Genomic DNA, 25,902 nt, shown 5'->3' with positions numbered 1-25,902 from the left:
TTCTCCTCCTCTGATTCCCGGGCAGCCGCCCGGGAACAGGATCAGTCTTTCTGCGACCTGTTCTTTGAATATCTCCTGACAGAATGTGCCTGCGTACTTCCGCTTTCTTTCCCTGCGGAAGCGTTTCCGCTCTTTTTCGCAGATGCTTTATTCTGGGTATTCCCGGCCTTGTCAGCCTTTGTATCCTTCGCTTTCTTTGAAGCGGCCTTCTCTGCCGGCTTTGCGCTTTCAGATGCCTTTGACGCCTCGGCTGCGCCTTTGTCAGCCAGCGCGTTGGCTGCGGACATCTTCATGCCCTTTGTCTTCATTGTAAACCAGAGCGCGCCCGTGATGCATACGGATGAGTACGCGCCGCATACAATACCTACCATCAGCGGCAGTGCGAACTCTTTGATGGAGCTTACGCCCATGACATAGAGCACTGCGATCGTGATGAAGGTCGTCAGGGAAGTATAGATACTTCTTGTCAGCGTCTGTGTGATGCAGCGGTTGACAAGCTCTTTGAGCACTGCCGGGTTGTCCGCTGCCCTTCCGTCTTCCTTAAGCTCCTCGCGGATACGGTCAAAGATGACGATCGTCGCGTTGATGGAGTATCCGACGATGGTCAGCATACATGCGATGAACGTATTGCCCACAGATACTCTTGCGATCACATAGAAGGCAAATACCACGAGCACGTCATGCACAAGCGCCAGCACCGCGCTGGTCGCGAAACGGATATCCTTAAAGCGGAACCAGATGTAGAGCAGCATGCAGACCGTCGCGATGAGCACCGCGATCACAGCGTCTGTCCTCATCTCGGAGCTGACTGTGGAGCTGATATTCTCTGTCGTGATCTCCTCGGTCACACCGAAGTCTTCCTGCATATAAGTCTCGAATGCTTCACGTTTGTCGAGATCCAGTGTCTGAGTCTTGAACACAACCTGGTTCGTTCCCTTGACTGTCTGTACCTGGATATTTCTGTCCCCTGTGATGTCCTCCAGCTCAGGGATCATCTGGCTGTCGATCTCATCCAGAGTATATTCTTTATCAAATGTCACGGTGGTCGCCGTACCGCCTGCGAAATCAAGGCTGTAATTCATAGCCCCGACGCCGCGCGCCTGGTTGATCCCCATGCCCACAAATCCGCTGACGCACAGCAGGATAGAGACAATGAAGAAGACTTTTCTCTTTCCAAGGAAATCGATAGGTTTTCTCGGAGCTTTCACGCGTCCGTAAACCTTCGGGTTCCTGATCCCCAGCGCGTAGAATGAGAATACAATGAGTCTTGTCACGACAAGCGCCGTAAACATGGATACCACGATACCAAGTGCCAGAGTCTGGGCGAATCCCCTTACCGGGCCGCTTCCGCGGAACCAGAGCACAGCCGCAGCGATCAGGGTCGTGATGTTTCCGTCCAGGATCGCGGACATGGCCTTATGGAAGCCTGCCTTGAGCGACGCGTGCACAGAAGTCCCCGCTGAGAGTTCCTCTTTCACGCGGGCGAAGATGATGACGTTCGCATCCACCGCCATACCGATCCCGAGGATGATACCCGCGATACCCGGTAGGGTCAGCGTGATGTCAAATGCATTCAGGAGCACCAGTGTCAGCCCGGTGTAGAATACAAGGGCAATACTGGACGCCAGACCCGGAAGGAGATAAACCCAGATCATGAACAGACACACGATCGCAAGACCGATCGCTCCCGCCAGAAGGCTGGTGCTGATCGCTTCCTCGCCGAGCTGCGCTCCCACGACTTTTGAGCTGATCTCTTCCAGCTCCAGGTTCAGGCCGCCGATGCGGATCGTTGAGGCAATGTTGTCCGCCTCTTCATAGGTCATGCCCGCGCCCGAGATCTGCGCCTGGCCGTTTTCGATCACAGCATTTACCTCCGGGACACTGATCAGGTCGCCGTCATAGTAGATCGCGATCGTATCTTTTCCGTTGTTATATGCTTCTTCCGTCGCCGCCGCAAAAGCTGCGGTCCCCTCTTCATTCAGTGTCAGGTCCACGCCATACTCCTGGGCTCCTGTCGTGGGATCCTGATAAGCCCCCGCTGACGCGGATTTCACCTCAGAACCTGTCAGGACAATGGAGTCTGTCCCTTTCAGCTCTTCGATGTCTTTGTTCAATACATAGCCGTCAGCGCCGAGGGTATAGTTTTCATTTCCCTCACTGTCGTAATGCTTGATAAAATACAGAGAACCCGGCTGTCCCAGTTCTTCAAGGATCGCGTTGGCATCCTCTACTCCGGGGATCTCAATGCTTACCCTGTCATTCCCTTCCTGATATGCCTGTGCCTCTGTGCTGTACTGTTCCACACGGCGCTGCATCTTATACACCGTGTCATCCATGTCCTCCTGGGAAGGAGTCTCTCCCTTTACCTGATAGGTGATGCTCACACCTCCCTCAAGGTCAAGGCCGAGATTGATGTTCCTTGCAGCTCCCATACCTTCTGAGTCCAGGCCGCGGATCGTGGTCACACCGATCAGGACCATGACAGCAGCAACAAGGATCAGGCTGATTATGCCTCTGCTCTTTTTCATGACTGTACATTCCTTTCTTTTTTTCTTCCGGTTCAGGCATCAGCCAGAGCCGCTTTTATCATGATCGCGCATTCTACGCGTTTGCGCTCCATCTCACAGCTTACCTCATAGGTGTCGTTGATCGTGTGATGGAATTTATAAGAGTTCGCCATACAGCCGCCGCTGCAGTAGAACCTTGCAAAGCATTTCTTACAGCTTTCCTTTGAGTAAACACTGCATCCCCGGAATGCATCCGCAATGTCCGGGCGGGTGATCCCCTCATCCACATTTCCCATCAGGAACTCCTCCTGCCCCACAAACTGGTGGCACGGATAGAGGTCGCCCCACGGCGTCACTGCCAGGTACTCCGTCCCCGAACCGCAGCCCGAGAGCCGCTTGGATACGCACGGGCCGCCCTCCAGGTCGATCATAAAATGGAAGAAGGTAAACCCTCTGCCGCTTTTCTCCCTGTCGACCATGATCTTCGCCAGCTTATCGTACTCCGCGAAGATCTGGGGCAGGTCTTCCTTGCGGATCGCATACGGATCCGTATCCTCGCCGACCACAGGTTCGATGGAGATCTGCTCAAAACCAAGTTCTGCAAAATGCAGGACATCATTTGAAAAATCCAGGTTATTCCTGGTAAACGTGCCTCGTATGTAATACTTCTGCTGATTTCTGCTCTCTGCCAGCTTCTGGAACTTCGGCACGATCAGGTCATAGCTTCCCTTTCCGTTGCGGAACGGGCGCATCCTGTCATTGACTTCTTTTCTTCCGTCCAGGCTCAGGACCACATTGTCCATCTCTTTGTTGACGAACTCCTGTACCTCGTCGTTTAAGAGCACGCCGTTGGTCGTAAGAGTGAATCTGAAATGTTTGTCGTGGATCTTCTCCTGCTCCCTGCCGTAAGCCACCAGGTCTTTCACGACCTGCCAGTTCATCAGCGGTTCCCCGCCGAAGAAATCCACCTCCAGGTTTCTCCGCTTCCCGGAATTGGCGATCAGGAAGTCCAGCGCCTTCTTGCCCACCTCATAGGACATGAGCGCCCGCCGCCCGTGGTATTCGCCTTCCTCAGCGAAGCAGTATTTACAGGCAAGGTTGCAGTCGTGGGCGATATGCAGGCACAGCGCCTTGACCACGGTCTTTCTCTGCTTTACTTCATCGATATAGTCCTCATACACATCCCGGGTGAACAGCCTTCCCTGTCCGGTCAGCTCTGTGACAGCCTCCAGGATGTCCGTCAGATCCTCTTCTGCATACTCCTGCCCAAGCCGCTCCTTTAAGTACGCGGCCGTCTCCGGGCTCTTAAGCGTCTCCGGCGTGTGGAACTCATTCTGTTCCTCCAGGGCGCCGATCACATCGTATGCCGCCTTGTCCACCACATGCACAGCGCCGCTGTTCACATCAAGGACGATATTATATCCATTGTTCTGATACAGATGTATCACAAATAGTACCTCTCTTTCTACATGCTCCCCTTCATCATATGCCGCTCCCGCCGGACAGCCTTCACGGCATGTGCATCCCCGCGGGACATCTTTGACATGCATAAGGCAGCGGTCACAAAAACCGCTGCCTTTCCCCCTTGTTTTCTTGTGCTTTCCGAAAACTTATTTTCTGTTTTCGCAGGTCTGATTTCCGACTGTACAGGATGTCTTGCATGCTGACTGGCAGGATGTCTGGCACTCTCCGCATCCGCCTTTTTTCACTGTATTATTTAATGTCTGTGTATTTAATGTCTTAATGTGTTTCATGTTCTGTCCTCCTAATATCCTACAACATATTGCTTCGGATATTATATCACAGGTCACGGGGATATGGAAGCCTTTTTTTCACGACACCATCCCGCCCAGCATGCCTCCTCCCGCACACAGGAGGAAGGTTGTCAGCAGATTCCCCGCCTCCCCCTGGAGAGAGTGGTACACTCCCAGAGAGATCAGGAGAAGGAGCGCAAAATACAGGATCCCTGCCAGCAGTCCCCAGAGGAATCTCTTCACCCCTGTGAGCTTTCCGATCACAAATCCTCCCGCAAATGTCGAGATCACATACGTCAGTATGATCCCCGCGTTTACATTTTCTTCGCTCAGCCCCGCCTTGTACAGAAGGACCGTCAGGAGCAGGAGCATGATCCCGGTCACCACATACGCGCATAAAAGCGCTTTCAGCATCCTGACCGCGGCCTGCCCGATCCCGCTCCGGCCCGCAAGGCCACCCGCCGTCTTTTTTTCCATAAGCCGCACCCCCCTCCCGGTCGTATGATCATCTGATCATTTACTTCATACATTTCTCTGCTGATAAAGCTTATGTTTGTCCGCGGCGATTTATTCCAGGATCCGCTTTTAGATCGCTTTTAGATCGGCCCAGGATCCATTTAAGACTTCATTTGAGGCTCTATTCCGGATCCGCCCGCAGCCAGACGCCCGTCAGCCCATCTGGCGTCCGAGAAAATCTGCAGCGCTGTACGCCACCCTCTGCTCCACTTCCCCGAATCTCCTCTTTTCGTCTTTGTTCAGCATTGCCACCGCGCCGATCACATCCCCCTCACAGATAATTGGGCAGATCACTTCATCACAGTAATCTTTCATATCCGCAGTGACCTTTATATAAGATATATCCCCGCTCCTTGCCAGGATCTGTGTGCGCTCCTTCATGGCATCCCCCATCTCCTGTCCGATGAACTGGTCCTGGAGTTCCTTTCTCCCGCTTCCCGCCGACGCTACCACCTGGTCTGTGTCCGTGATGCACACTGTGCAGCCCATCGTCTGTGAAAGGCTCTCCGCGTACAGCTTTGCCAGGTTCCCCAACTCTCCGATAGGCGAATATTTTTTCAGGATGATCTCTCCCTCCCGGTCCGTAAAGATCTCCAGCGGATCCCCTTCCCCGATGCGGAGCGTTCTCCTGATCTCCTTCGGAACAACGACACGCCCCAGATCGTCGATCCGCCTTACTATCCCCGTCGCTTTCATATAAAAAACCTCCGTTTTACAGATATCTGCATACTTTACTGTTTTTGTCAGTAAATGTAGTATCTGTAAAACAGAGGTTTTTATTCATCGGCTACTGAGCCATTTCTTTATACTGCTGCGCGATATTGAGCGTATGGTCTCCCATTCTTTCGAAATCTGTGAGGACCTCTGAGAACACGATGCCGCTCTGCGGCTTGCATTTGCCTTTTTTCAAACGCTGGAGCTGTTTCTTGAAATACTTGTCTCTCATATTGTCATTCTTCTGCTCCATCACGACCGCCTGATCCAGGACGCTTCCCACATTGTCCGGGGTGACATCCCTTACATTATCCAGAGCGCTCATACACTGCTTCTTCATCTCGTCCAGTTCTTCCAGCACATTTTCCGAGAACTGCTGGTCCCATTTCTTCATATCATCCGCATATCCCGCGAGATTGACCGCGTGGTCGCCGATGCGCTCCAGATTGCTGATGATCACATAGTATCCGTTGATCTGGATGGAGTCCGACATGGACTTCTCGCTGGTCATCAGAGATACGATATATTCGGATATCCCTTTGTTGAGGAAGTCAATGTACTCTTCCCTCTCCGCGATCTTTGCCCTGCGCTTTTCGTCATAGCTGATCAGGATGCCGAATGCATCGTCGATATTTTTTAAAACCATGTCAAGCATACGCCCCACTTCGTCGCGGACCTGGGACACTGCCACCGCGCTGTGCCCGATGGCGTAGGAAGACTCAAACGGCCTGATGTACTTCAGGCGCAGGTCCTCATCGTCCTCTTTCCTGCTGTCCGGCAGGATATGGGTTGCTGCCTTTGCCATGTAATTGCCAAAGGGAAGCAGGAGCAGCGTGGTCACGATATTAAAGATCGTATGCGCGTTTGCGATCTGCGCCACCGGGTCGCCCGGAGTGATGGATTCCACCAGATGCACATACGGGGTGACCATGCAGACCACTGTAAATATGACCGTACCGATGATGTTGAACATCAGATGGATCACCGTCGTGCGCCGCGCGTTCACTTTCGTCCCGATGGAAGCGAGCACCGCTGTGATGCAGGTACCGATGTTCTGTCCGAAGAGCACATACACCGCGCTTGACAGCGGGATCATCCCTGTCGCTGCCAGTGCCTGCAGGATACCCACTGATGCGGAAGACGACTGGATCACCGCCGTAAACACCGCGCCCACCAGGATCCCCAGAAGCGGGTTGCTGAACTGTGTCATCAGATTGATAAATGCCTCAGACTCCTGGAGCGGCTCCATTGCCGCGCCCATCATGTCCATTCCCATGAACAGGACGCCGAGTCCGGCGAAGATGCTGCTGATATGGTGCACCTTCTCGCTCTTGACAAACATCATTGCAGCCACGCCGGCGATGGCGAATACCGGAGCGATCGCGCCGATATCCAGCGCGATGAGCTGCCCGGTGATAGTAGTACCGATATTGGCGCCCATGATGACCCAGACTGCCTGGTTCAGGGTCATCAACCCTGAATTAACAAAACCAACGACCATGACCGTGGTCGCGGAAGACGACTGGATCACCGCCGTGATGGCAGCGCCCACGAGTACGCCTTTGAATCGGTTTGATGTCAGTTTCTCAAGAATCGATTTCATCTTGTTGCCGGCGGCAGCTTCCAGGCCGGTGCTCATCATCTGCATTCCGTACAGGAAGAGAGCAAGACCGCCGAGCAAAGAAAGTACGTCTGTAATCCCCATTCCTCTTTCTCCTTTGCATGATCCTCATTTTCAGTATGCTGTTTTCTGATTATGTCCGATAGTTCTGTTCCAAATACGCGTTAACGCGTCATTTCTAAACTACCACGCTGGATTGCTGACTGTCAATTACTATTTAACATTTTCTTTACTGATTCTTTACTTATTTTTCACTGCATTTTAACGTTCTGCAGTTCTGCAGCACAGAGGCAGCGCAGAGGTTCCTGCGGACAGTACCGCACAGGATCCGGAAGTATGCATGATCCGTCATCCCATGCTTTACACGCCCGCTTTATTCTGCTAAAATCTTAAAGTGTGAGGAGTGAAATGAATTATGAGTCTGACAATACCCATCGAGACTTCTGCGCGCCATATCCATATCACGCAGGAGGATTTTGAAACATTATTCGGGCCGGGCGCAAAGCCCACATTTGCAAAAGAATTAAGCCAGCCTGGGCAGTATGCGTGCAAAGAGCGCCTGACTGTCGTGGGCCCGAAGGGAAGGTTTGAAAAAGTCGTCATACTGGGGCCGTGCCGTAAGGAAACACAGGTAGAGATTTCCGTGACCGATGCAAGGCGGCTCGGCATCAAGAGCGTAATCCGCCAGTCCGGCGACCTGAAAGGCACGCCCGGGTGCACCCTGATCGGGCCGAAAGGGAAGATCGAGCTGTCCAGAGGAGTCATCGTGGCGAAACGCCATATCCATATGAATCCCGTGGATGCCATCCGCGCCCATGTAAAAGACAATGATATCGTATTCGTTATCACAACGAGTTATGAGCGTTCTCTCATCTTCTCTGATGTAGTAGTGAGAGTCAGCCCTTCTTATTCGCTCGCCATGCATGTGGATACGGATGAGGCGAACGCCTTCGCCAATGAAGACAATCCCACCGGGGTCATCCTCAAACTCTTCAACGGGCATACATACAGTTTGCAGAATTGGGCAGAAGAACTTCAGGCGGGGATAGATCGTTAAAAAGTGCAAGGGGTCTGACCCCTGTTCATGGGGGTCAGACCCCTTGCATTTTATTTGCACTTTTTATTCCACACTCTTCAGTGACTCTACCATATCGATCTTTTTGATCTTAAAATACATCGCCCCGTTTACAATGCACGAGAACAGTACTGTGAGAAGGAATGCGAATACAAAACTGCTGAGATCGATATTCCTTCCGAACATGACGGATTCGATCTCTACGGTTACGATGATAAACCGATGGAGGATCCATCCCATTAGTACGCCGAAGACGGCTCCGAGCATGGTAAGCACGATGTTCTCTCTGTACACATACATTGTGACTTCGTTGTTATAGAAGCCCAGCACTTTAAGGGTCGCCAGCTCTCTCTTCCGTTCTGTGATGGAAATGTTATTCAGATTGTACAGGACGACAAATGCGAGCATGCCCGCCGAGACGATCAGCACGAGGATGACCAGGTCCAGAGCACCAAGCATGTTATCCACCTGTTCCCGGAGATCTGTTGTATAGCTTACGCTCAGCGCGCCCGGAAGTTTCAGCGCCTCCTCTCCGACACGCTCCGCCTCCTCGGTATTCCGGTCCGCCGTTTTATAGAAGATGCAGTTATAATCCGGGGTCTCCCCGTATACTTCTTCATAATACGCAGGCGTCATATAAAGATAATGTCCCATATAATTCTCGCACACTGTGCTGATCTTTACCGTGATGTCACCCCGTTCCTCATCGCGGATGGTGACCGTATCCCCCGGCTCCACATCCAGCTCCTTTGCCATCTTTTCCGTAAGCGCCACGCCCTCGTCATCCAGGTAATATTTTTCGTTCGTCACCCGGTTCTGGAGCACATTGTATTCCGGGAAGCTCTCCACATCTTTCGGCACGTCCAGGTATACATCATGCCATTCTTCCCCGCTCCCGACGGAAATCTGGGTCAGAAGCCCCTCTGCCGCCCCGTCCACATCCCGGTCCGCCCGGACCGTAGACAATACTTCCGCCTTATCTTCTTCCCCTGCGTCTCCGCTGAGGATGATATTTCCGTCATAGAGCTGGATCTCGCCGTACTGGATGTCCACGATGGCAAAGATTGAATCTTTCAGCCCAAACCCGACCAGCATGAGGGCCATACAGCCGCCGATCCCGAAGATCGTCATAAACAGCCTTTTCTTGTAGCGGACAAGGTTCCTGACGCTCGCCTTCCACGAGAAATTAAGCCTCTTCCATATGAATGGCACTCTCTCCAGGAGTACTCTCTGTCCCTGCTTCGGCGCAGGCGGCCGCATCAGCTCCGCTGCCTGCTCTTTCAGCTCCCGGAAGCACGCAAGGAATGTAGCGATCAGCGTCGAAGCAAGCGCTGCCGCTGCCGCGCCGAACCCGTACTGGATATTATACGGCAGCGCAAGCTCATGCATATGCTGGTACATGATCCCATACGCAGTGATGATGATATAGGGGAATACCTTTTCACCAAAAAGGATACCCACCACGCTTCCCGTCACAGTGGCGAGGAGCGCATACCCCAGATACTTGCCCGCGATGGAATGCCTCTCGTACCCGAGCGCTTTGAAGGTACCGATCAGAGTCCTCTGCTCCTCCACCATACGGGTCATGGTCGTCAGGCTGATCAGCGCTGCTACAAGGAAGAAGATCACCGGGAACACTTCCCCGATGGCTCGCATCCTGTCCGCGTTTTCGCCATACCCTGTATAATCGGGAAGATTGCTCCTGTCATACACATACCATTCCGGTTTCTCCAGGTTCTGTATCTCTTCCTCCGCATCCGCGAGCTCCTGCTTTGCTTCCTCGATCTGCTGTTCACCATCCGCGATCTCCGCCTGGGCTTCCGCCTCGCCCTCATAGTATTCTTCCCATCCGTCTGCCAGCTCCTGCTCTCCGGACGCAATCTCCGCTTCTGCTTCGGCAAGCTGCTGCTCCCCAGCTTCCAGCTGTGCCCATCCGCTGTTGATCTGCTCCTGGGCAGAGATAAGCTGTGCCTTCGCGGCATCGATCTGGGACTGCGCCTGTGCGACAGCCGTCTCCCCACTCTGGATCTGCGCGTACAGCGCCTGGAGCGTCGCCATCGTCACATCGTCAGTCTGGCCGCTTGCTGCCAGCGCATTGTACTGCTCTTTTGCCGCATTGAGCTGATCGATCTGGGTGTTCAGCGTCTCAATATTCGCGTTCAGCTCCGCAGTGCCCTGATCCACTTCTGCCTGGCTGTCGTTCAATTGCTGCCGGTTCGCTTCGATCTGGGCCCGGGATGTCTCCAGCTGGCTCTTCCCGCTGTCCAGCTCTGCCTGCGCATCCTCGAGCTTTGCCCGTCCGTCCGCCAGCTCTGCTTCTGCTTCCGCCCTGCCTTCCTCTAATTCCGTCTCCGCGTCGGCCACTTCCTGCTCCGCGTCGGCGAGGGCTTCCTGCGCCTCTCCCACGACATCCTCATACCGGGCTTCCTGCCTTTCTCCTTTGATCGCTTCTACATTTTCAAGCGCCGCTGACACTTTGTCGTCATATTTGTCAGTGAATGCAGTCAGCTCCGCCGCGCCTTCCACCTGGGCGTAGATCTCCGTGTAGACATCCAGGGCAAACGCGTCTTCCGTCACATAGGCAAACGCACTCACACTTCCGTTCCCGATCGTTGTGCTCCCCCTCTGGAAGGAAATATAATTGGGACTGCTCACAGCACCTGTTATGGTAAATGTATCCGTCACAAGGGCGTCCGTGACCTCATCCTCTGTGCCGCTGGAAAAGGTGACCGTATCCCCGATCTCCAGGTCGCTCTCCGCCAGATAATCCACATCCAGCACACACTCATTTTCCGCTTCAGGCATCCTGCCCTCTTCAAGCTGTACCTGGTTCATCGTCGGGAGCATTGCCATCACATGGACTACGATCTGATTCGCCCCGTCTGTGCAGAGCAGATCCGAAGAATATCCCCCTTCCGCATACTCGATCCCGTCCACAGCCTCAATGGCGCTTACATCTTCCTCTGTAAGCCCCATAGTACTGATCACCTGGATATCCATCATGTTCTTATTGTCAAAATACTCGTCCCCCGAATACCGCATATCCGGCTCCGAAGCGCGGATCCCTGAGAAAAAGGCGCACCCGATCGCCACGATAAAAAAGATGGAAAGAAAACGCCCGAGGCTGCGCCGGATCTCCATATAAAAATCTTTTCTCAACGCTTTTTTCTTCATCTGCTTCCCCTACCATTCTATCTCATCGATCGATATCGGATGTTCATTCATCTCCATCTGGGAAACCTGCCCGTTCTTGATATGTATCAGCCGGTCCGCCATCGGCGAGATCGCCTGGTTATGCGTGATCACGATGACCGTCATCCCACGCTCCCTGCACATATTCTGGAGGAGCTTTAAGATTGCTTTCCCCGTATTGTAATCCAGGGCTCCGGTAGGCTCGTCGCAGAGCAGGAGCTTCGGATTCTTCGCCAGCGCCCTGGCGATAGAGACTCTCTGCTGCTCACCGCCGGATAACTGCGCAGGGAAATTGTCCAGCCGGTCTCCGAGACCCACTTCCCTTAATACCTCCCTGGCATCCAGAGGGTCCCTGCAGATCTGCAGGGCAAGCTCCACATTTTCAAGCGCAGTCAGATTCGGCACCAGATTATAAAACTGGAACACAAATCCGATATCCTCCCGCCTGTAACCGGTCAGCTGCCTGGCATTGTACGCGGTCACGTCCTGACCGTCCACAGTCAGTTTCCCGCTGGTCGCTGTGTCCATACCTCCGAGGATGTTGAGCACGGTCGTCTTGCCCGCGCCGCTGGGACCCACGATCACGACGAACTCGCCCTTTTGGATTGAAAAATTAATACGGTCCGCTGCCCGGATCTCAACCTCTCCCATTTTGTAGATCTTCGTAATATCCTGTAATTTCACAAATTCTTCCATATCGTATTCTCCCGGCACTTTGCTTAAAAGATATATCAAAAAAGGAGCGGATATCCGTATCCGCCCCACCCTGATCCCCTGTCTTAATTATAACACAGGAATCGGTTGAATTGAGAAATTTCAGATTGATTTCACACTTTTTTCTAACACTTTAGATTTGCTTTTTCTCCCTGTTCAGCTTTGCCGAGAACTGGAAGAGCACCAGCCCGATCAGGAACATGACGGAAAGCGCGCTCACGCCGATGTTAATGCTGCCGGTCACCTGGCTTAAAAATGATACAAGGGCAGTACCGAGCACAGAAGCTCCCTTGCCGCAGATATCATAGATCCCGAAATATTCCCCTGACTTCTCCGCGGGGATGATCTTCGCGAAATAAGACCTTGAGAGCGCCTGGATCGTCCCCTGGAACATACCGACCAATACGGCAAGGATCCAGAAATCAAGCTGTGAGTCCAGCCAGTACGCATAGACCGCGATGCAGAAATACGCCGCGATGCAGACTGTGATGATCTTCTCCGGGCTTACATTTTTTATGATCCTGCTGAAAATGAGCACAGACGGGAACGCCACGATCTGTGTCACCAGAAGCGCCAGCAGGAGCCCCGTGCTGTCCAGCCCCAGCGCCTGCCCGTAAGCTGTCGCCATATCAATGACCGTATACACACCATCGATGTAGAAGAAAAACGCCAGCAGGAATACAAAGATATGTTTCTGCTTTACCAGCTCCGCGAAAGTCCTTCCCAAACGCTGAAAGCTGTTTCTCACCACATGCTCTCCTGCTTCCGCAAAATATCTCTGCCGGTAGGACCGCAGGAGCGGTACTGATGAAAAAAGCCACCAGAGTGCAGTAATGATAAACGCAAGGATCATGGATGTCTGCATATCCAGCCCCAGACTGCCCCCGCCCAGCACAATGCCGAGGCAGGCTACAAAGGGGATACAGCTCCCGATATATCCCCAGGCATATCCATGGGAGGATACGGTGTCCATCCGTTCCGGCTCTGTCACATCAGTGAGCATGGCGTCATAGAACACAAGGCTCGCGGAATATCCGGTCTTCGCCAGCACGAACACACCCAGGAACCAGATCCAGGACGACAGGAAGCCCAGAAGGATACATCCGAAAACGCCCACGCCCATGGCAATGCAGAAAATCGTCTTTTTAAAATTTTTCGTGTCCGCGACAGCCCCCAGGGTCGGACCCAGGATCGCCACCAGGAGCGTGCAGATGGAAGTCGCGTAACCCCAGTACGCAAGGTAGTCCACATCCGATATCCCCGCATTTCCCGCCAGGAAGTTAAAATAGATCGGGAAGATCGTGGACACCATCATGGTAAACGCTGAGTTTCCCACATCGTAGAGCACCCATTTCTTTTCCAGTGAAGTCAGCTTAAATTTCATCTCTCATTCTCTCTTTCTTCCTTATACTCTTTCTTTTCAGACTTTCTTTTAGATCTTCAGATCCTGCGGCCCTGTCAGGACCAGGGAGAACCTCTTTCCTGCCGGACGGTGTCACAGCCGCAGGCTCTCCCACTTATCTCCCTCGCCGAATGTCCTGCGGAACCGCTCCGGCAGCTCCGCACCCTCAAACAGCACTTTCTGGTACTGGATGATCAGTCCTGCCGCCAGCGGGACCGCCCCCGCATACTGCCGTTTCAGGAGCTGGCAGTAATCACGGCACGCGGGATTGGGCTCCAGGCTCATGACCATGCCGTGCATGTGCTCATACTGCCCTGCGATCTTCATGCCGCCGAAGAGCAGGCGCCGCTTCAGGCCGCCCGGGGCAAGGAGCAGCTTATGGCACAGGATCATCCCCTTCAGCGCCTTCTCCACAGTCTCCGGCGTCAGGTCCTCATAGAACGGCGCGATGACTGATGCATTCTCCCGGGAAGGATGGATATGCTTTGTGCTCAGATAGCGCGCGGGATTGATATAATCTTCTTTCAGCAGGAGCCGGTCAAACTCCATCTCGATCTCTGAGTGGCTGATCCCGCTGTCGTGGATCATCTTTTCCACATAGGGATGGCACTCGCTGTCCAGCGCGAAATGGCAGATCACGCCGTAGATATAGGCCCTTGCAGCCGCCGGGTCCTCTGCGCTTTTGATCTTTTCCGCCGCGCGGAGAAAGAACTCATCCGCCAGCCTGTCGTGGAGCGCATATCCCTGGGCGCTGACAGGATTTTTCTTCAACGGATGGTAATAGAAAAGGATATCCGGTCCGTGCACGCCGATATCAAACAGCTCCCTGTGATTCTCGATCGCGCTCTGGAGCGGGCGCGGCAGAGCGCTGATCACTTCTTTGCCGAATTTATAATGTGCGTATGTTGTAGGCATGTAGATTCCTCTTTTCCTATACATATTTATTTGCCGGATGCATGGCATCCACCGTCCATACACCGGAACAGGATTTAGTCCGATAACCATTATCACATATCCCCGGCAAAAAATCTATATCCGCAAAAAATAAATATGTTAAATCAACTTAAAAAAACAGATCCCGCCCAAACTCTCCCGAGTTTCTGACAGGACCTGCTTTTTCAGGCCGCCATTTATATTACTTCTGGGTTATTTCTTTTTTCTCATCCTTACCGCTACTGCCGCACTCATCAGCAGCATACTGGACAGGGCCGCGGAAACATACCCTGCATAGCTGTCCCGGACACCTGTATCCGCCGCTTTATTTCCTTCACCGCTCTGGTCCGCCGGTCTGTCTGCCTGCTTTTCTACTATACTGCCCTTTACAGTGATCTCGCCTCTGTAAAGCCCGATGAATTCTATGCGGATATCCTTATCTCCCACAGATGTCATATCTTCCGGGAAATACACCAGATAATCGATTCCTTTTCTGAGTACATTCCCCTGATAGGTCACAGTGACACCCGGCTCCCACGGTTTTCCGTCATAAGTATGCGGGTTTCCTTCCAAAGTTACACTGACCTCTTTGCTGTCTGTCAGGTCGGCCCTCACTGTCGCAGACTCATACGCCGCCCGGAGCAGGGCTGTATAATTGTCTACCATCGGCTGGTTCTTCAGCGGCTGTTTCCTGAACGCCCCCTGCTCATTCAGTCTTGTGATAAGTATATCCTTTTCGGCATTATCCACATACTGATCCAGATCCCCTATCAGCGCGATCACCTCATCCAGTTCAGCCGTATCACACGGATAGGTATATATGCCAAACCGGATTTCAATATCATCCTGCACTGCAAGACTAAGCGACCATTCATTTTTATCCGTCTTCGTCAGGGAATCCGGCTCGATCACCTCATCAGTCCCCTTCCTGTACACTGTAAGGCTGCTCAGTTCCGCATATCCTCTCCAGTCGTCTCGGATCGCTGCCACAGCCGTAATATCTGACCCCTCTTCATAATATGTATCGCCGCTCACCAGCTCTCCTTCTCCTGTAACAGAAATCTCACACTGGATAAAAGGCGATGCCGACTCTGTATCCTCCGGGCCGGCGGTCACTGTATAATACTTCCCTTCCAGGAGAGTGATCCCGGTGATCGTGATATCATGGCTCAGGGCGTCTCTCTGCAGCACAGCCACAGTGTGTCCGTCCTCCTGCATATGCTGTACACCTGAAAAGGCAGACGTAGCTGTCCATTCTCCCGCTTTATAGCTGTATCCGATATTTTTTATCAGTGTATTCTCCGGAAGCTGCAGCCGGATCGTAAACGTCCTTCCTTCTGTCATCGTCTCCGGGCACTCCAGTACGGTAATCCCTTCCGGTATATTTTCTTCCGGCAGGGTGATGGTATGTATAACCGGCTCTTTTACCACAACTTCCCTGTCCTTGCTCGCATACTGGCTCTCAGTCTCAGCAAATCTCACATAATATTTCCCCGGAGTCAGTCCTGTAATTTCCGTGCTGCCCTGTTTGACAGGAGTATAATCCGTGTCGTTTTCACCTCTGTATTCGTATAATTTGGCGCTGTCAAGACCAGTGATCATTCCATCAGCGCCACCTTCCGCGCTTGGCGATACCCCTTTCAGAGAAGCTGACGGCGGGAGAGGGTCATATTTTTCCCTCGTGACCTCTGCCCTGTAACAGCTCACCTTGCTTCCGTCTTCGGATGTTACAGTAAACTCATAAACATTGCTGCCATAGTTTACCACTGCCGTAAGCCTGCCGGTATAATCCTGCTGTCCATAAGTGATCACCGCGTTTTCATTTGCCGTACGGATATTTATCTCATCCGTAAAACGGTCCACCGTAACAGCCGCGCTGTATGGGTCAGGCTCTGTGCCGGTCCCGGTCCAGCCTGCGGAAATAATATCAGCCGTTGCTTCCGTACTGTCTGCCGGAACTACTTTCTTTGTCAGGTCCAGGTAATAGTCCTTGCTCGGAGTTGTCAGCTGCCCGATGTCGCCAAGTTCTACTGCCAGATCTTCCATTGCATAGGAACTGTTCTCTTTCAGCACAACCTTAAAGGCACTGTACAGCTCCGGGTCTGTAATACGCCCGAAATCCGCCTTGAAATAGCTGAAATAATAATAATCCACACTCACAACTTCTCCAACAGCCTCATCGTATGCAGTCTCTACCGGCTCCCACTGCCCGCTGTCCGTCCTCTGTCCAAGCAGGCAGAACGTAAGGCCGCTGAGATCCAGGCCATCCCCGTATTCTTTGATCCCTTCGTCTGTCAGCAGCCTGACCTGCAGCATCAGATACTTCTTTTCCGCCGCCTGTACCTGATCCGGCATCACTGAAATGACTGCCGCAAAAACAAGGAACATTTTCAAGAAGTTTTTGTCTGTTCCTTGACTTTTCCCACAGCCGCCACTATAGTATATAGTATGTATGCACCAGCATACTTTTTATCCGTACAGATCTTACTGTACTATTATTCCGGGCTTGTACTGGTTTCGACAGGGATCTTGAAGATGGAGAAGCTATCCGCAGGCTGATGCGTCAAATCGCAAACTTAAAATTAAACGCTAACGATAATTACGAATTAGCTGCGGCCTAATTGCCGCATGTCAGCCCCGGGGCACTCACACCTCAGGGATCTGGCATCAAACATGTGAGAAACGATGACGGCAAAGCTTTGAGCCGTCAGGCGTATCATGAAGCTACTGAACCCGCAGGGATGTCCGTTTCCGTGCGGCAGAGGGAATGAAAAAGAACGGACTATGATAGTAGAAGTACATGGGATAGGTTTTTGGACGCGGGTTCGATTCCCGCCAGGTCCATATTTTCGGGGAACAGCGGATCTTCGCCTGTTCCCCTTTTTCTGTTTATTTTCCGATCATTTGCCTGCATTCATTTTACTCATCAGAGCCTCCCGGAGCACCTGAGAGAAATTTACGCCCATCGCGGCAGCCGGATCTCCACCCGCAGCCCGCCATTCGCCCCGGAAGAGAACTTCACTTCCCCGTGATGCGCTTTGATGATCTGCTGTACGATCAAAAGCCCCAGCCCATGGCGTGGTTCATCCGCCCCGCTGTCATTCATCATATAATGAGGCGTATTTTTCAGCTTTTCCAGCTTCTCTTCCGGGATCCCCACGCCGTCATCTTCTATGGCAATGCAGCAGGAATCTTCTTCCACCTGGAATCCCATCGTTATATGGCATCCGTCGGGATTGTGGGTCTGGGCATTATTCAGCAGGTTGTTCAGCGCCCTGCCCAGCAGGGTCTTATCTCCCCTGACTACACAGGAAGGCAGGTTTTCCTGCGCCTTCCATTCCAGAGGGTATTTCCCGCTGATATCCGTATTCATGAAATCCGCCGCGCACTGCCGCGCCACTGCCGCCATATTCACTTGTTCAGAACGGAGCGGCTGCATATTGTATTCCAGCTTAGACGCCAGGTTCAGGTCATTTACCAGATTTTTCATTTTTACACTCTGCTGCCGGATGATGGCTGCTTTTCTCCTGTCGTCCTCCGAAAGCTCCGGTGCGTCTTCAAGCTGTCCCGCATACCCCATGACCATGGAGAGGGGGGTGCGGATATCATGGGAGACTCCTGATATCCAGTCAGCCCTCGCGGCTTCCTTTTTCCTCAGGTCTCTTCTCTGGGACTGAAGGATATCCGCTGTCCGGTTGATATCTTTTGCCAGATCCGACAAAAGCCCCTTCTCCTTCACATACAGAGGCGTCTTCGTCGGCAGCGCCTGGATCCCGTCCGCGATGGGCCTCACAGAGCGGAGCAGCTTTGTATTTGCAGTCACATAGATCAGAAGGACCACGGCAACATTGATCCCAATCGCAGACAGCGCGATGTACGGGCTGTTCCTGATGAAATCATAATCCCAGGAAGGGCTCATGTGCTTCCAGTACCGGTCTTTCGGAAAGCCCACGACCACCAGCCCGTTTTCAGAGCCTGCGGTGTAGGTGGGATAATCTGCCAGATAGCCCCTTGTCAGGCTGGAAATGTCTGCGATCGTATACTGCATGGGGATCTCTGACGGCAGGTTTTCTGTATGCCACAGTACCTTTCCGGTGTCATTGTCAATATAGACTGCCCATGCATCCTTATCTTTCAGCATTTTCGTCATCTCATCAGACAGAGTATATCCGGCCTCTGTTTTCTGCAGCCCGGCTTCCGTCTCCTGCGCAGTCGTCCACGGGCCGATGCCGGGATTCTGCGTGGACGCCACTGCCAGCAGGATCACCACATTCACTATAAAAAGGAGGAACATGCTCAGGACCAGGATCCCGACAAATCTCCGGATCAGCTTTCCCACACTCGTCATCTTCTCCCCTCCAGCACCAGTTTATACCCCAGCCCCCTGACCGTGATCAGGGAGACCGGCTTCGACGGATTCGCCTCGATCTTTTCCCGGATCCTGCGGATATGCGCCATAAGGCTGTTCTCATACCCAAATGGATTCTCTCCCCACGCCGCCTCGCAGAGCTGGTCGATCGTCACGATCCGCCCTGCATTCCGGTACAATACTGACAGGATCTCGTGTTCTTTCGCAGTCAGGGGCAGATGTTCTCCGTTTTTGACCACCTCGGCCCGGGCAAGATCGATCCTGCACCCTGCCAGTTCCACTGCCGGGTCTTCCGCCTTATAATAACGCCGCAGGATGATACCGATGCGCAGCAGCAGTTCCTTTGGCAGAAATGGCTTGACCATATAATCGTCCGCCCCGAGCCCAAGCCCGCGGATCCTGTCCTCGTCCTCTCCCCGCGCGGTCAGGAAGAGCACGGGGATCTCTGTAAATTTCCGCATCTGTTCAAACAGGGAAAAGCCATCCCCGTCCGGCAGCATGACGTCAAGGACTGCAAGCTCCGCTCCCCATTCTTCTGCTGTCCTGAGCGCGTCTTTGACGGTGCCCGCTGTCCGTATCTGTGTATATCCGTCCCTGCTGAGAAAATCTGTTATCATGTCAAGGATTTCCTTCTCATCATCCACGAGAAGGATCTTTTTCTGTTTCAGATAATATTGCTCCATCATCCATCCCTCCTGCTTCTGATTATAGCACAGAAGAGCCTGCTCTCATTTCTCTTTCCCTAAATGTAAGGTAAACGTAAGGAAGGGAGAAGGTCTCCGTAAGGACGGCATTCTATACTTTAACTGTCAGGAAAAATCACCGGTGGAAATGCCGCGGATACTTTTACGCCGCGCAGGCACCGGATACTGAAAGGAGTTCAGGAAATTATGAATATTATTGAAACAAAGGATCTGACGAAAACGTACGGCGGCTTTACTGCTGTCTCTCATTTAAACCTGCATATCCGCAAGGGAAGCGTATATGGCTTCCTCGGTCCTAACGGCGCGGGAAAATCCACTACCATGAAAATGTTCCTCGGGCTTACCCGCCCCACGGGAGGGAGCTTTCAGATCGACGGGAAGACCTATCCGTCCGACCGGATATCCATCCTGAAGGAAGTCGGTTCTTTTATCGAAGCGCCCGCCTTTTACGGCAGCCTGACCGGGGAAGAAAACCTGGATATCATCCGCAGGATCCTTGGGCTTCCCAGGAGCAGCGTCCGGGACGCGCTGGAGCTTGTCGGGCTGTCCCAGTTCCGGAACAGACCGGCGAAAAAATATTCCCTCGGCATGAAGCAGAGGCTCGGGCTTGCCGGGGCGCTCATAGGACGCCCGCCCATCCTGATCCTGGATGAGCCCACCAACGGTCTCGACCCGGCCGGCATCCACGAGATCCGCACCCTCATAAAGTCCCTGCCCCGTCAGTTTGACTGTACTGTGCTCGTCTCCTCCCACCTGCTTTCCGAAGTAGAGCTGATGGCGGATGAGATCGGGATCCTCAACCACGGCCGCCTGCTGTTCGAAGGGACAATGGATGAATTAAGATCCAGCGCCCATGAAGCCGGATTTCCCACAGACAATCTGGAAGAGACCTTCCTTGCCATGATCGATGAAGATAACAGGAAAGGGGGCGGCAGGGCATGGCACTGAACCTGGAGATCAAAAAACTGAAGCGGACCGGCTATCTCCCCGCTTTCCTCGGGGGCGCCCTCCTCGCCGCGGCATTTCCCCTGGCAAATATGCTCTTCCGCCCGGAGACATTCACCGCAATGCCCGGACGCCCTTTTGACATCCTCATGGATGCGGACTGGCAGATGATGGCAATGCTGAATATCCTTGTCTCCATCTGCGGAGCCTGCATCATGTACCACACAGAGTATGCGGACAACGGCGCCCAGAAAATGGATGTGCTGCCGATCCGCGCCGGGAGCATATTCCTGGGCAAATCCGTGATCGCCGCGGTGATGCTGGCGATGATGACTGCCGTGGAAATCCTCGCGGTCACAGGGTGCGCACTTCACTGGTTCCCGGACCGCATCCCGGATGCAGCGGAACTGCTGAAAGGTCTCCTGGGGAGTATCCTCTTTCAGTGGGGAGCCGCCCTGCCTACGGTCATCCTGATGCTCGTGATCGCCTCTGCCTGCAGAAATATGTGGGTGTCCCTCGGGATCGGTGTGATCCTGGCGTTTACTCTCCTCATCTTTCCCCAGGATCATGCGGTGCTGAGCCTTTTCCCGTTCAGCTCCCCTTACCAGACGCTCGCCGCAGCAGAGGAAAATGACCGGGTCTTTCTCTTTCTCGGCGTGTGCGCCGCTGAGGTCCTGTTGTTCGGCGCACTGGAACTCATTTACCAAAAACTCAGGAGGTGTGTAGAATGAATTTCTTTTCTCTTATCAGCGTGGAACTGAAAAAGATCAAGCGGTCTAAGATCCTGCTGATCCTGCTGGTCCCGGTCATCATGATGTGGGTCCCCGGTATCATCAACTCTGACTTTGCTTTTGACACCAGAGGGATCCCGATCACCCCGGAAAACAACTTCTTTATCCAGGGCTATATGGGAATGGTGTGGTTCATGATCCCTGCATCACTGGTCATCTGTACGGTACTCCTCATCCAGACCGAACGCTCCCACGGCGGCATCATGAAAATGCTGTCCCTGCCGGTGAGTTCCGCAAAGCTGTGCCTCGCCAAATTCACCGTGCTCATCCTGCTGGCATCTGCCCAGATGCTCATGACAGTCTGTGCATATTACCTCAGTGCCGTGCTTGTCTCCCGGATACAGGATTATGATTTCATCCTGGACCCGCTCTATGTCTGCGGGAACACACTGGGCATTTACGCCGGCGCCATCCCCATGGCGGCAGTTTTCTGGATGGTCGCCTGCCTGATCCAGACCCCGGTCTTTTCCGTAGGGATCGGACTTGCCTCCATCGTGCCGTCCGTGCTGATCATCAATACAAAAATCTGGTTCGCCTACCCAATGAGCTACCCATTTTACCTGCTGATGGTACAGTACGGGAAAGCCGCAGAAGGGATGTATGACACCCGGATCGACTGGCTGCCATGGCTGCCCGCCGCCATTTTGATCACCGCCGCCGCGCTGGCCATTGCCTGCGTCCGCTTTGGAGCTGCTGAAAGGAAATAAATCTGAAAAATAATAATACGAAAGGAAATCATGAATATGAAAAATAAAATCTGTACTGCCATTGCCACTCTTATGCTGTTTATCCCGTGGACGATCCTGCCCCTGCGCACCTTTGACTGGGCGCTGGAGTCCCCTGCGGCGGAGATCATTATCTACAGCTATGCCGCGTTTATGATCTTTTCCGGAATCTTTTCCGTGCTCGCCTATGCGGCGGGAAACGTCAGGAACAAATGGATGCAGGTGTGCATGGTCATCAACTGCATCTATGCTGCGGGAGCCGTGGGGATCGCCGGGATGATCGCGTATGGGAGATTGATATTATGATGTATCCATACATGACTTTAAATGATGATACGGAAATTACACATTCTGAAATGTTATCGGACGGTAAAGTAAAAGTATACATTGAAACACCGGACGAAAAAGATGGCTTTCACAATGCTGTCTGCTGGCTGCCGGAATATAAATGGGAAAATAATGGGTATTCAGACGTAGAACTAGAGTATTTCAAAACATTCGTTCGAAATAATGCACATTTAATAATCGAATTTTCCCAGGAAGGAGGCTTTGCGGATGCCTCAAATCTTTAGGATCGGATCATATTTTAATCACGGATAAGTGGTATGCGCAATTCGGGGAAATCCGATTCTTTTGTTGAGATACCAAAAGCACCAACAGAAGTTTATTCTGAAGGTGCTTTTTCTGGAATAAAATATTATTTTAGAGTAGCTCTAATATTTTAGAAAAATTCACACAAAATTTATTGATTTTTGACTGCCTCCGGCATAGTATATAGACGCGACGAGAGTTATTAAGTAAACAGGCCTTAGGTGGTAGGTTTCCCATGATACGGGATTGGCTGATACCTAGGGCTTTACTCATTTAAGGCGGCTTTTATGGAATCCATCCGTTTCGGAGTCTTGCGAAAGGGGTGGTGCTTATGTACGTTACATACGACGACTTATTTACATTTGTACTAATGATTATTGCAATCATCACTCTTGTAAAAAGTTTCTATGATAAACGGAAAAAGTAGTCGCCCGTATCTTGGTAGGATAAGCGACTACTTTTCGTAGTTTAAAATCTTGCCCGGGACGGATAGGCTTCATCTATCTATCCCAGTTGTCTTGTTAAATACATTATAGCAAATGTGCTTAAAAAGTCAACCACCCGATGTCGGCGCATCAGGCGGAAATGCACATCCGAAGATGTACGTCTTTTCGACAGGAATATTGTATCATCTTCGGGGCAGCCACATGACTTTTATTGACCTTCCGGATTCCGAACTAAAGATGCGACATTTGACGAGAAAAAATACAAGGCGTGGCTTATTCTCTTTAACAAGCCAGATAATAAAAAATCAATGCGGGCTTTCAAAAAATTCATGTAACACGAAAATTGAAAACCCGCATAAACACTGGACTTATATAATGGAGTATACGGGATTCGAACCCGTGGCCTCCACAATGCGAATGTGGCGCGCTCCCAGCTGCGCTAATACCCCAAAAGGATCGATGGAAGCAACGGGGCTCGAACCCATGACCTCCCGCTAGTCAGGCGAGCGCTCTCCCAGCTGAGCTATGCTTCCGCGTCCATCGGTTATTATACCACGCCGCACCGGGAATGTATAGTACAAATTTTATCGATCTTCCGCTGTCGCTTTTCCTTATCGCCTTTCCTAACGTTTTTCAACGGCTCTTTCCCGCTCGCCGCCTTTCACAGTCACTTCCCGTTCTTCCGCACTCCCACAGCCTGCATATGCTGCGCCCGGTGCCGCTCCTCCACCGTTTCTTTCGGATAACAGATGAGCCCGTTATTGTCATATGGGTCGTTAAAATAATACCCTTCTTCATCATATCCGACGAGGAGCATACAGTGCTCGTTGGAGATCCACGTAAACGTCTCGCCCGTATCCAGGAGTTTCCACTGCGGGCCGACGACTGGCTCCCGCATATTGATGCACGCCCAGCAGACGACCGGCATCCCCCGGTCCAGATAGCGCCGGGCCAGTTCTTCCAGCCGGACGCCCGTCTCATCAGTCACTGTATACCCGCTGCCCAGCGCCCGCCGCAGGGCCTTCGCGACTACCGGCGCGTAGCACCCGAAGGAATCCGCGTCATAAGGGCTCCCGCAGAAATATTTCCGGGGATCCGGCCCGTACAGCACTCCGTCCCGCTCTTCAAATCCCTGTTTGTCCAGATACTTCTCGATAAATTCATCCACAGAGATCCCAACTCCTAAAAACCGCAGAAGCATGACTGCTGATACGCTCTCGCAGCCGGTGGGATAAGCGCCGCTCTGGTCGATATACGGCGCTTTTATGCAGACTTTTTCTCCGGAATTTCTGCCGCCGGCTCTCCTGTCAGCAGCGTCTCTGCCATCCGCACCCATGCCGACGGGCCTTCTCTCATCCATCTGCCCGCTCCTGCTTTCTTCCGAGATATGTTTTCATCCCTGTCAGCACGGCCAGCAGTACGATCAGGCTGGCCCCCAGCACGATCCACCAGACATGCACGAATCCGGCAAAGATGTATCCCGCGAAACTGATGACTGTGACAATGGCCGCATACTGCATCTGCGTGGACACATGGTTGATATGGTTGCTCTGGGCGCCCGCCGAAGACATGACCGTCGTATCCGAGATCGGCGATACGTGATCCCCGCACACTGCGCCCGCCAGGACCGCTGAGACAGAGATGACCATCATCTGCATATCCGCTCCGCCTGAGAACATCGCTGTGGCGATGGGCACGAGGATCGCAAAGGTCCCCCAGGAAGTCCCTGTGGAAAAGGACAGGAACACTGCCGCTGCAAAGAGGACCGCCGGGATGAAGATGCTTGCCGAGGCATTGTCCCCCACCACATGGCCCACAAAATCCGCAAGCCCAAGAGCATCTCCCATGCCTTTCAGCGACCATGCGAAGATCAGGATCGTGACCGCAGGCACCATGAGCTTGAACCCGTCCGCCAGGCTGTCCATGAATCCTTTGAATGTCACGACCTTCCGCGGCAGATACAGGAGGAGCATAAAGAACACAGTGACCAGCGTCGCAAAGATCAGGCTTGTCTCAGCGTCGCATCCGGAAAATGCCGTGATGATATCCTCCGCCCCGCCGAGGAAGCCTGTGTAGATCATCGCCCCGATGGCGGACACGATGAGCACTGCCACCGGCAGTACCAGGTCGATCACCTTCCCGTTGGGATTGACTTCATCCTCAGACACCTGCTCAAACTCTTCCGCCCCGCTGGTAAAGAGATCTCCCTTCGCCGCATTGTCCTCATGCTTCTTCATCAGCCCGAAATCAAATGCCGTAATGGCGATGTAGAACACCATGACCAGCGTAAGGATGGCATACAGGTTATAGGGGATCGTGCTGAGGAAAAGCTGGAACCCGCTGATCCCCGCGTCCTCCGGCACGTAAGAATTCACCGCCGCAGCCCAGCTTGACACCGGAGCGATGATGCACACCGGGGCAGCCGTGGCGTCAATGATGTATGCAAGTTTTGCCCTTGACACTTTATACCGGTCTGTCACCGGGCGCATGACCGAACCCACGGTCAGACAGTTAAAATAATCGTCCACAAAGATCAGGACTCCCAGCCCCGCCGTCGCGAGAAGGGCGCTCCTCTTGGATCTGATCTTGGTCCCCGCCCATTTCCCGTAGGCAGCGGAACCGCCTGACTTCGCCATGAGGACAATGATCATGCCCAGGAGGACATCAAAGATCAGGATATTCAGATTCATGCTGTCCTTCATAATCTCAAAAAAATTCACAAACGACTCCCACGGATGAAAACCGCTGTAAAGCAGTGCTCCCACTGCCACGCCGATAAAGAGGGAACTGTATACTTCCTTTGTGATAAAGGCGAGCAGGATCGCCAGAAGCGGCGGCACCAGGGCCCACCATGTGCCGATAAACATTGAACTGTCCATATTGTACTCTCCATTCCTTTTTAA

21 protein-coding genes, 2 tRNA genes and 1 other RNA gene are annotated in these 25,902 nt (G+C 52.8%); 7 read left to right on the top strand and 17 right to left on the bottom strand.

The window, feature by feature from the left end; translation table 11 throughout:
- Positions 1–41: 41 nt before the first annotated feature.
- The 6 genes from secD to B5G27_RS12580 all read right to left on the bottom strand — a co-directional run bounded on the left by secD (position 42) and on the right by B5G27_RS12580 (position 7,196).
- Positions 42–2,528, bottom strand: coding sequence for a protein translocase subunit SecD (secD, locus tag B5G27_RS12605; protein ID WP_087179214.1), 2,487 nt, complete (start codon positions 2,526–2,528; stop codon positions 42–44).
- Between the two features lie 32 nt (positions 2,529–2,560).
- A complete protein-coding gene (gene scfB, locus B5G27_RS12600) occupies positions 2,561–3,955 on the bottom strand; it encodes a thioether cross-link-forming SCIFF peptide maturase (RefSeq protein WP_087179236.1) in 1,395 nt (464 codons plus the stop codon).
- A 162-nt stretch (positions 3,956–4,117) separates the two neighbouring features.
- On the bottom strand, positions 4,118–4,261 hold the full coding sequence (scfA, locus tag B5G27_RS12595) for a six-cysteine ranthipeptide SCIFF (RefSeq protein ID WP_072524833.1): 144 nt from the start codon (positions 4,259–4,261) through the stop codon (positions 4,118–4,120).
- Between the two features lie 78 nt (positions 4,262–4,339).
- On the bottom strand, positions 4,340–4,738 hold the full coding sequence (locus B5G27_RS12590) for a TIGR04086 family membrane protein (protein WP_087179213.1): 399 nt from the start codon (positions 4,736–4,738) through the stop codon (positions 4,340–4,342).
- 192 nt (positions 4,739–4,930) lie between these two features.
- On the bottom strand, positions 4,931–5,473 hold the full coding sequence (gene spoVT, locus B5G27_RS12585) for a stage V sporulation protein T (RefSeq protein WP_087179212.1): 543 nt from the start codon (positions 5,471–5,473) through the stop codon (positions 4,931–4,933).
- A gap of 91 nt (positions 5,474–5,564) precedes the next feature.
- The gene (locus B5G27_RS12580) at positions 5,565–7,196 is read right to left on the bottom strand and encodes a Na/Pi cotransporter family protein (RefSeq protein ID WP_087179211.1); all 1,632 of its coding nucleotides are present in this window, start codon (positions 7,194–7,196) and stop codon (positions 5,565–5,567) included.
- A gap of 331 nt (positions 7,197–7,527) precedes the next feature.
- Here B5G27_RS12580 and B5G27_RS12575 point away from each other — a divergent pair, with 331 nt between their 5' ends.
- The gene (locus B5G27_RS12575; RefSeq protein ID WP_087179210.1) at positions 7,528–8,169 is read left to right on the top strand and encodes a PduL/EutD family phosphate acyltransferase; all 642 of its coding nucleotides are present in this window, start codon (positions 7,528–7,530) and stop codon (positions 8,167–8,169) included.
- A 63-nt stretch (positions 8,170–8,232) separates the two neighbouring features.
- Here the strand turns inward: B5G27_RS12575 and B5G27_RS12570 are convergent, their stop codons facing one another.
- The 5 genes from B5G27_RS12570 to B5G27_RS12550 form a co-directional block, all read right to left on the bottom strand.
- The gene (locus tag B5G27_RS12570) at positions 8,233–11,361 is read right to left on the bottom strand and encodes an ABC transporter permease (protein ID WP_087179209.1); all 3,129 of its coding nucleotides are present in this window, start codon (positions 11,359–11,361) and stop codon (positions 8,233–8,235) included.
- A gap of 9 nt (positions 11,362–11,370) precedes the next feature.
- Complete coding sequence (locus tag B5G27_RS12565) at positions 11,371–12,075, bottom strand: ABC transporter ATP-binding protein (RefSeq protein ID WP_087179208.1); 705 nt, start codon at positions 12,073–12,075, stop codon at positions 11,371–11,373.
- Positions 12,076–12,226: 151 nt separating this feature from the next.
- Positions 12,227–13,477 carry an MFS transporter gene (locus tag B5G27_RS12560; protein WP_087179207.1) on the bottom strand — a complete coding sequence of 417 codons (1,251 nt, stop codon included), beginning with the start codon at positions 13,475–13,477 and terminating at the stop codon, positions 12,227–12,229.
- A 111-nt stretch (positions 13,478–13,588) separates the two neighbouring features.
- Positions 13,589–14,410 (bottom strand): zinc dependent phospholipase C family protein, encoded by an 822-nt coding sequence (locus B5G27_RS12555; protein WP_087179206.1) that lies wholly within the window; start codon positions 14,408–14,410, stop codon positions 13,589–13,591.
- Positions 14,411–14,641: 231 nt separating this feature from the next.
- A complete protein-coding gene (locus B5G27_RS12550) occupies positions 14,642–16,783 on the bottom strand; it encodes a cadherin-like beta sandwich domain-containing protein (protein ID WP_143449719.1) in 2,142 nt (713 codons plus the stop codon).
- A 147-nt stretch (positions 16,784–16,930) separates the two neighbouring features.
- Here B5G27_RS12550 and ssrA point away from each other — a divergent pair.
- Positions 16,931–17,275, top strand: a transfer-messenger RNA (tmRNA) gene (gene ssrA / locus B5G27_RS12545).
- Between the two features lie 109 nt (positions 17,276–17,384).
- On the opposite strand, the gene B5G27_RS12540 is transcribed toward ssrA, so the two are convergent.
- Together B5G27_RS12540 and B5G27_RS12535 are read right to left on the bottom strand one after the other, a co-directional pair.
- Positions 17,385–18,776: a sensor histidine kinase gene (locus B5G27_RS12540; RefSeq protein ID WP_087179204.1), complete on the bottom strand. Its 1,392-nt coding sequence runs from the start codon at positions 18,774–18,776 to the stop codon at positions 17,385–17,387.
- Positions 18,773–19,480: a response regulator transcription factor gene (locus B5G27_RS12535; protein WP_087179203.1), complete on the bottom strand. Its 708-nt coding sequence runs from the start codon at positions 19,478–19,480 to the stop codon at positions 18,773–18,775. The genes B5G27_RS12540 and B5G27_RS12535 overlap by 4 nt, the downstream gene beginning before the upstream one ends.
- A gap of 207 nt (positions 19,481–19,687) precedes the next feature.
- Between B5G27_RS12535 and B5G27_RS12530 the strand changes: the two genes are divergently transcribed.
- Genes B5G27_RS12530 through B5G27_RS12510 form a run of 5 tightly spaced genes read left to right on the top strand, consistent with a single transcriptional unit; the run spans position 19,688 to position 22,534 of the window.
- Positions 19,688–20,449, top strand: a complete 762-nt coding sequence (locus B5G27_RS12530) for an ABC transporter ATP-binding protein (protein WP_191375022.1) — start codon at positions 19,688–19,690, stop codon at positions 20,447–20,449.
- Positions 20,440–21,177 (top strand): ABC transporter permease, encoded by a 738-nt coding sequence (locus B5G27_RS12525; protein ID WP_087179201.1) that lies wholly within the window; start codon positions 20,440–20,442, stop codon positions 21,175–21,177. The genes B5G27_RS12530 and B5G27_RS12525 overlap by 10 nt, the downstream gene beginning before the upstream one ends.
- The gene (locus B5G27_RS12520; protein WP_087179200.1) at positions 21,174–21,944 is read left to right on the top strand and encodes an ABC transporter permease; all 771 of its coding nucleotides are present in this window, start codon (positions 21,174–21,176) and stop codon (positions 21,942–21,944) included. Before B5G27_RS12525 ends, B5G27_RS12520 begins: the two co-directional genes overlap by 4 nt.
- Before the next feature lie 36 nt (positions 21,945–21,980).
- The gene (locus B5G27_RS12515) at positions 21,981–22,268 is read left to right on the top strand and encodes a hypothetical protein (RefSeq protein ID WP_087179199.1); all 288 of its coding nucleotides are present in this window, start codon (positions 21,981–21,983) and stop codon (positions 22,266–22,268) included.
- Positions 22,265–22,534, top strand: a complete 270-nt coding sequence (locus B5G27_RS12510) for a hypothetical protein (RefSeq protein ID WP_087179198.1) — start codon at positions 22,265–22,267, stop codon at positions 22,532–22,534. Before B5G27_RS12515 ends, B5G27_RS12510 begins: the two co-directional genes overlap by 4 nt.
- Before the next feature lie 841 nt (positions 22,535–23,375).
- On the opposite strand, the gene B5G27_RS12505 is transcribed toward B5G27_RS12510, so the two are convergent.
- The 4 genes from B5G27_RS12505 to B5G27_RS12490 all read right to left on the bottom strand — a co-directional run bounded on the left by B5G27_RS12505 (position 23,376) and on the right by B5G27_RS12490 (position 25,878).
- Positions 23,376–23,448, bottom strand: a tRNA-Ala gene (locus tag B5G27_RS12505).
- 11 nt (positions 23,449–23,459) lie between these two features.
- Positions 23,460–23,532, bottom strand: a tRNA-Val gene (locus B5G27_RS12500).
- 134 nt (positions 23,533–23,666) lie between these two features.
- Positions 23,667–24,359, bottom strand: coding sequence for a C39 family peptidase (locus B5G27_RS12495; protein ID WP_242958311.1), 693 nt, complete (start codon positions 24,357–24,359; stop codon positions 23,667–23,669).
- Positions 24,352–25,878 carry a Na+/H+ antiporter NhaC family protein gene (locus B5G27_RS12490; protein WP_087179197.1) on the bottom strand — a complete coding sequence of 509 codons (1,527 nt, stop codon included), beginning with the start codon at positions 25,876–25,878 and terminating at the stop codon, positions 24,352–24,354. Before B5G27_RS12490 ends, B5G27_RS12495 begins: the two co-directional genes overlap by 8 nt.
- Positions 25,879–25,902: the final 24 nt, after the last annotated feature.

Source organism: Lachnoclostridium sp. An76 (genome assembly GCF_002161355.1).
In the GTDB taxonomy this organism is placed as follows: domain Bacteria; phylum Bacillota; class Clostridia; order Lachnospirales; family Lachnospiraceae; genus Mediterraneibacter; species Mediterraneibacter caccavium.
Note: the sequence above shows the minus strand (reverse complement) of the source record. Positions and strands in the feature narration are given on the sequence as shown.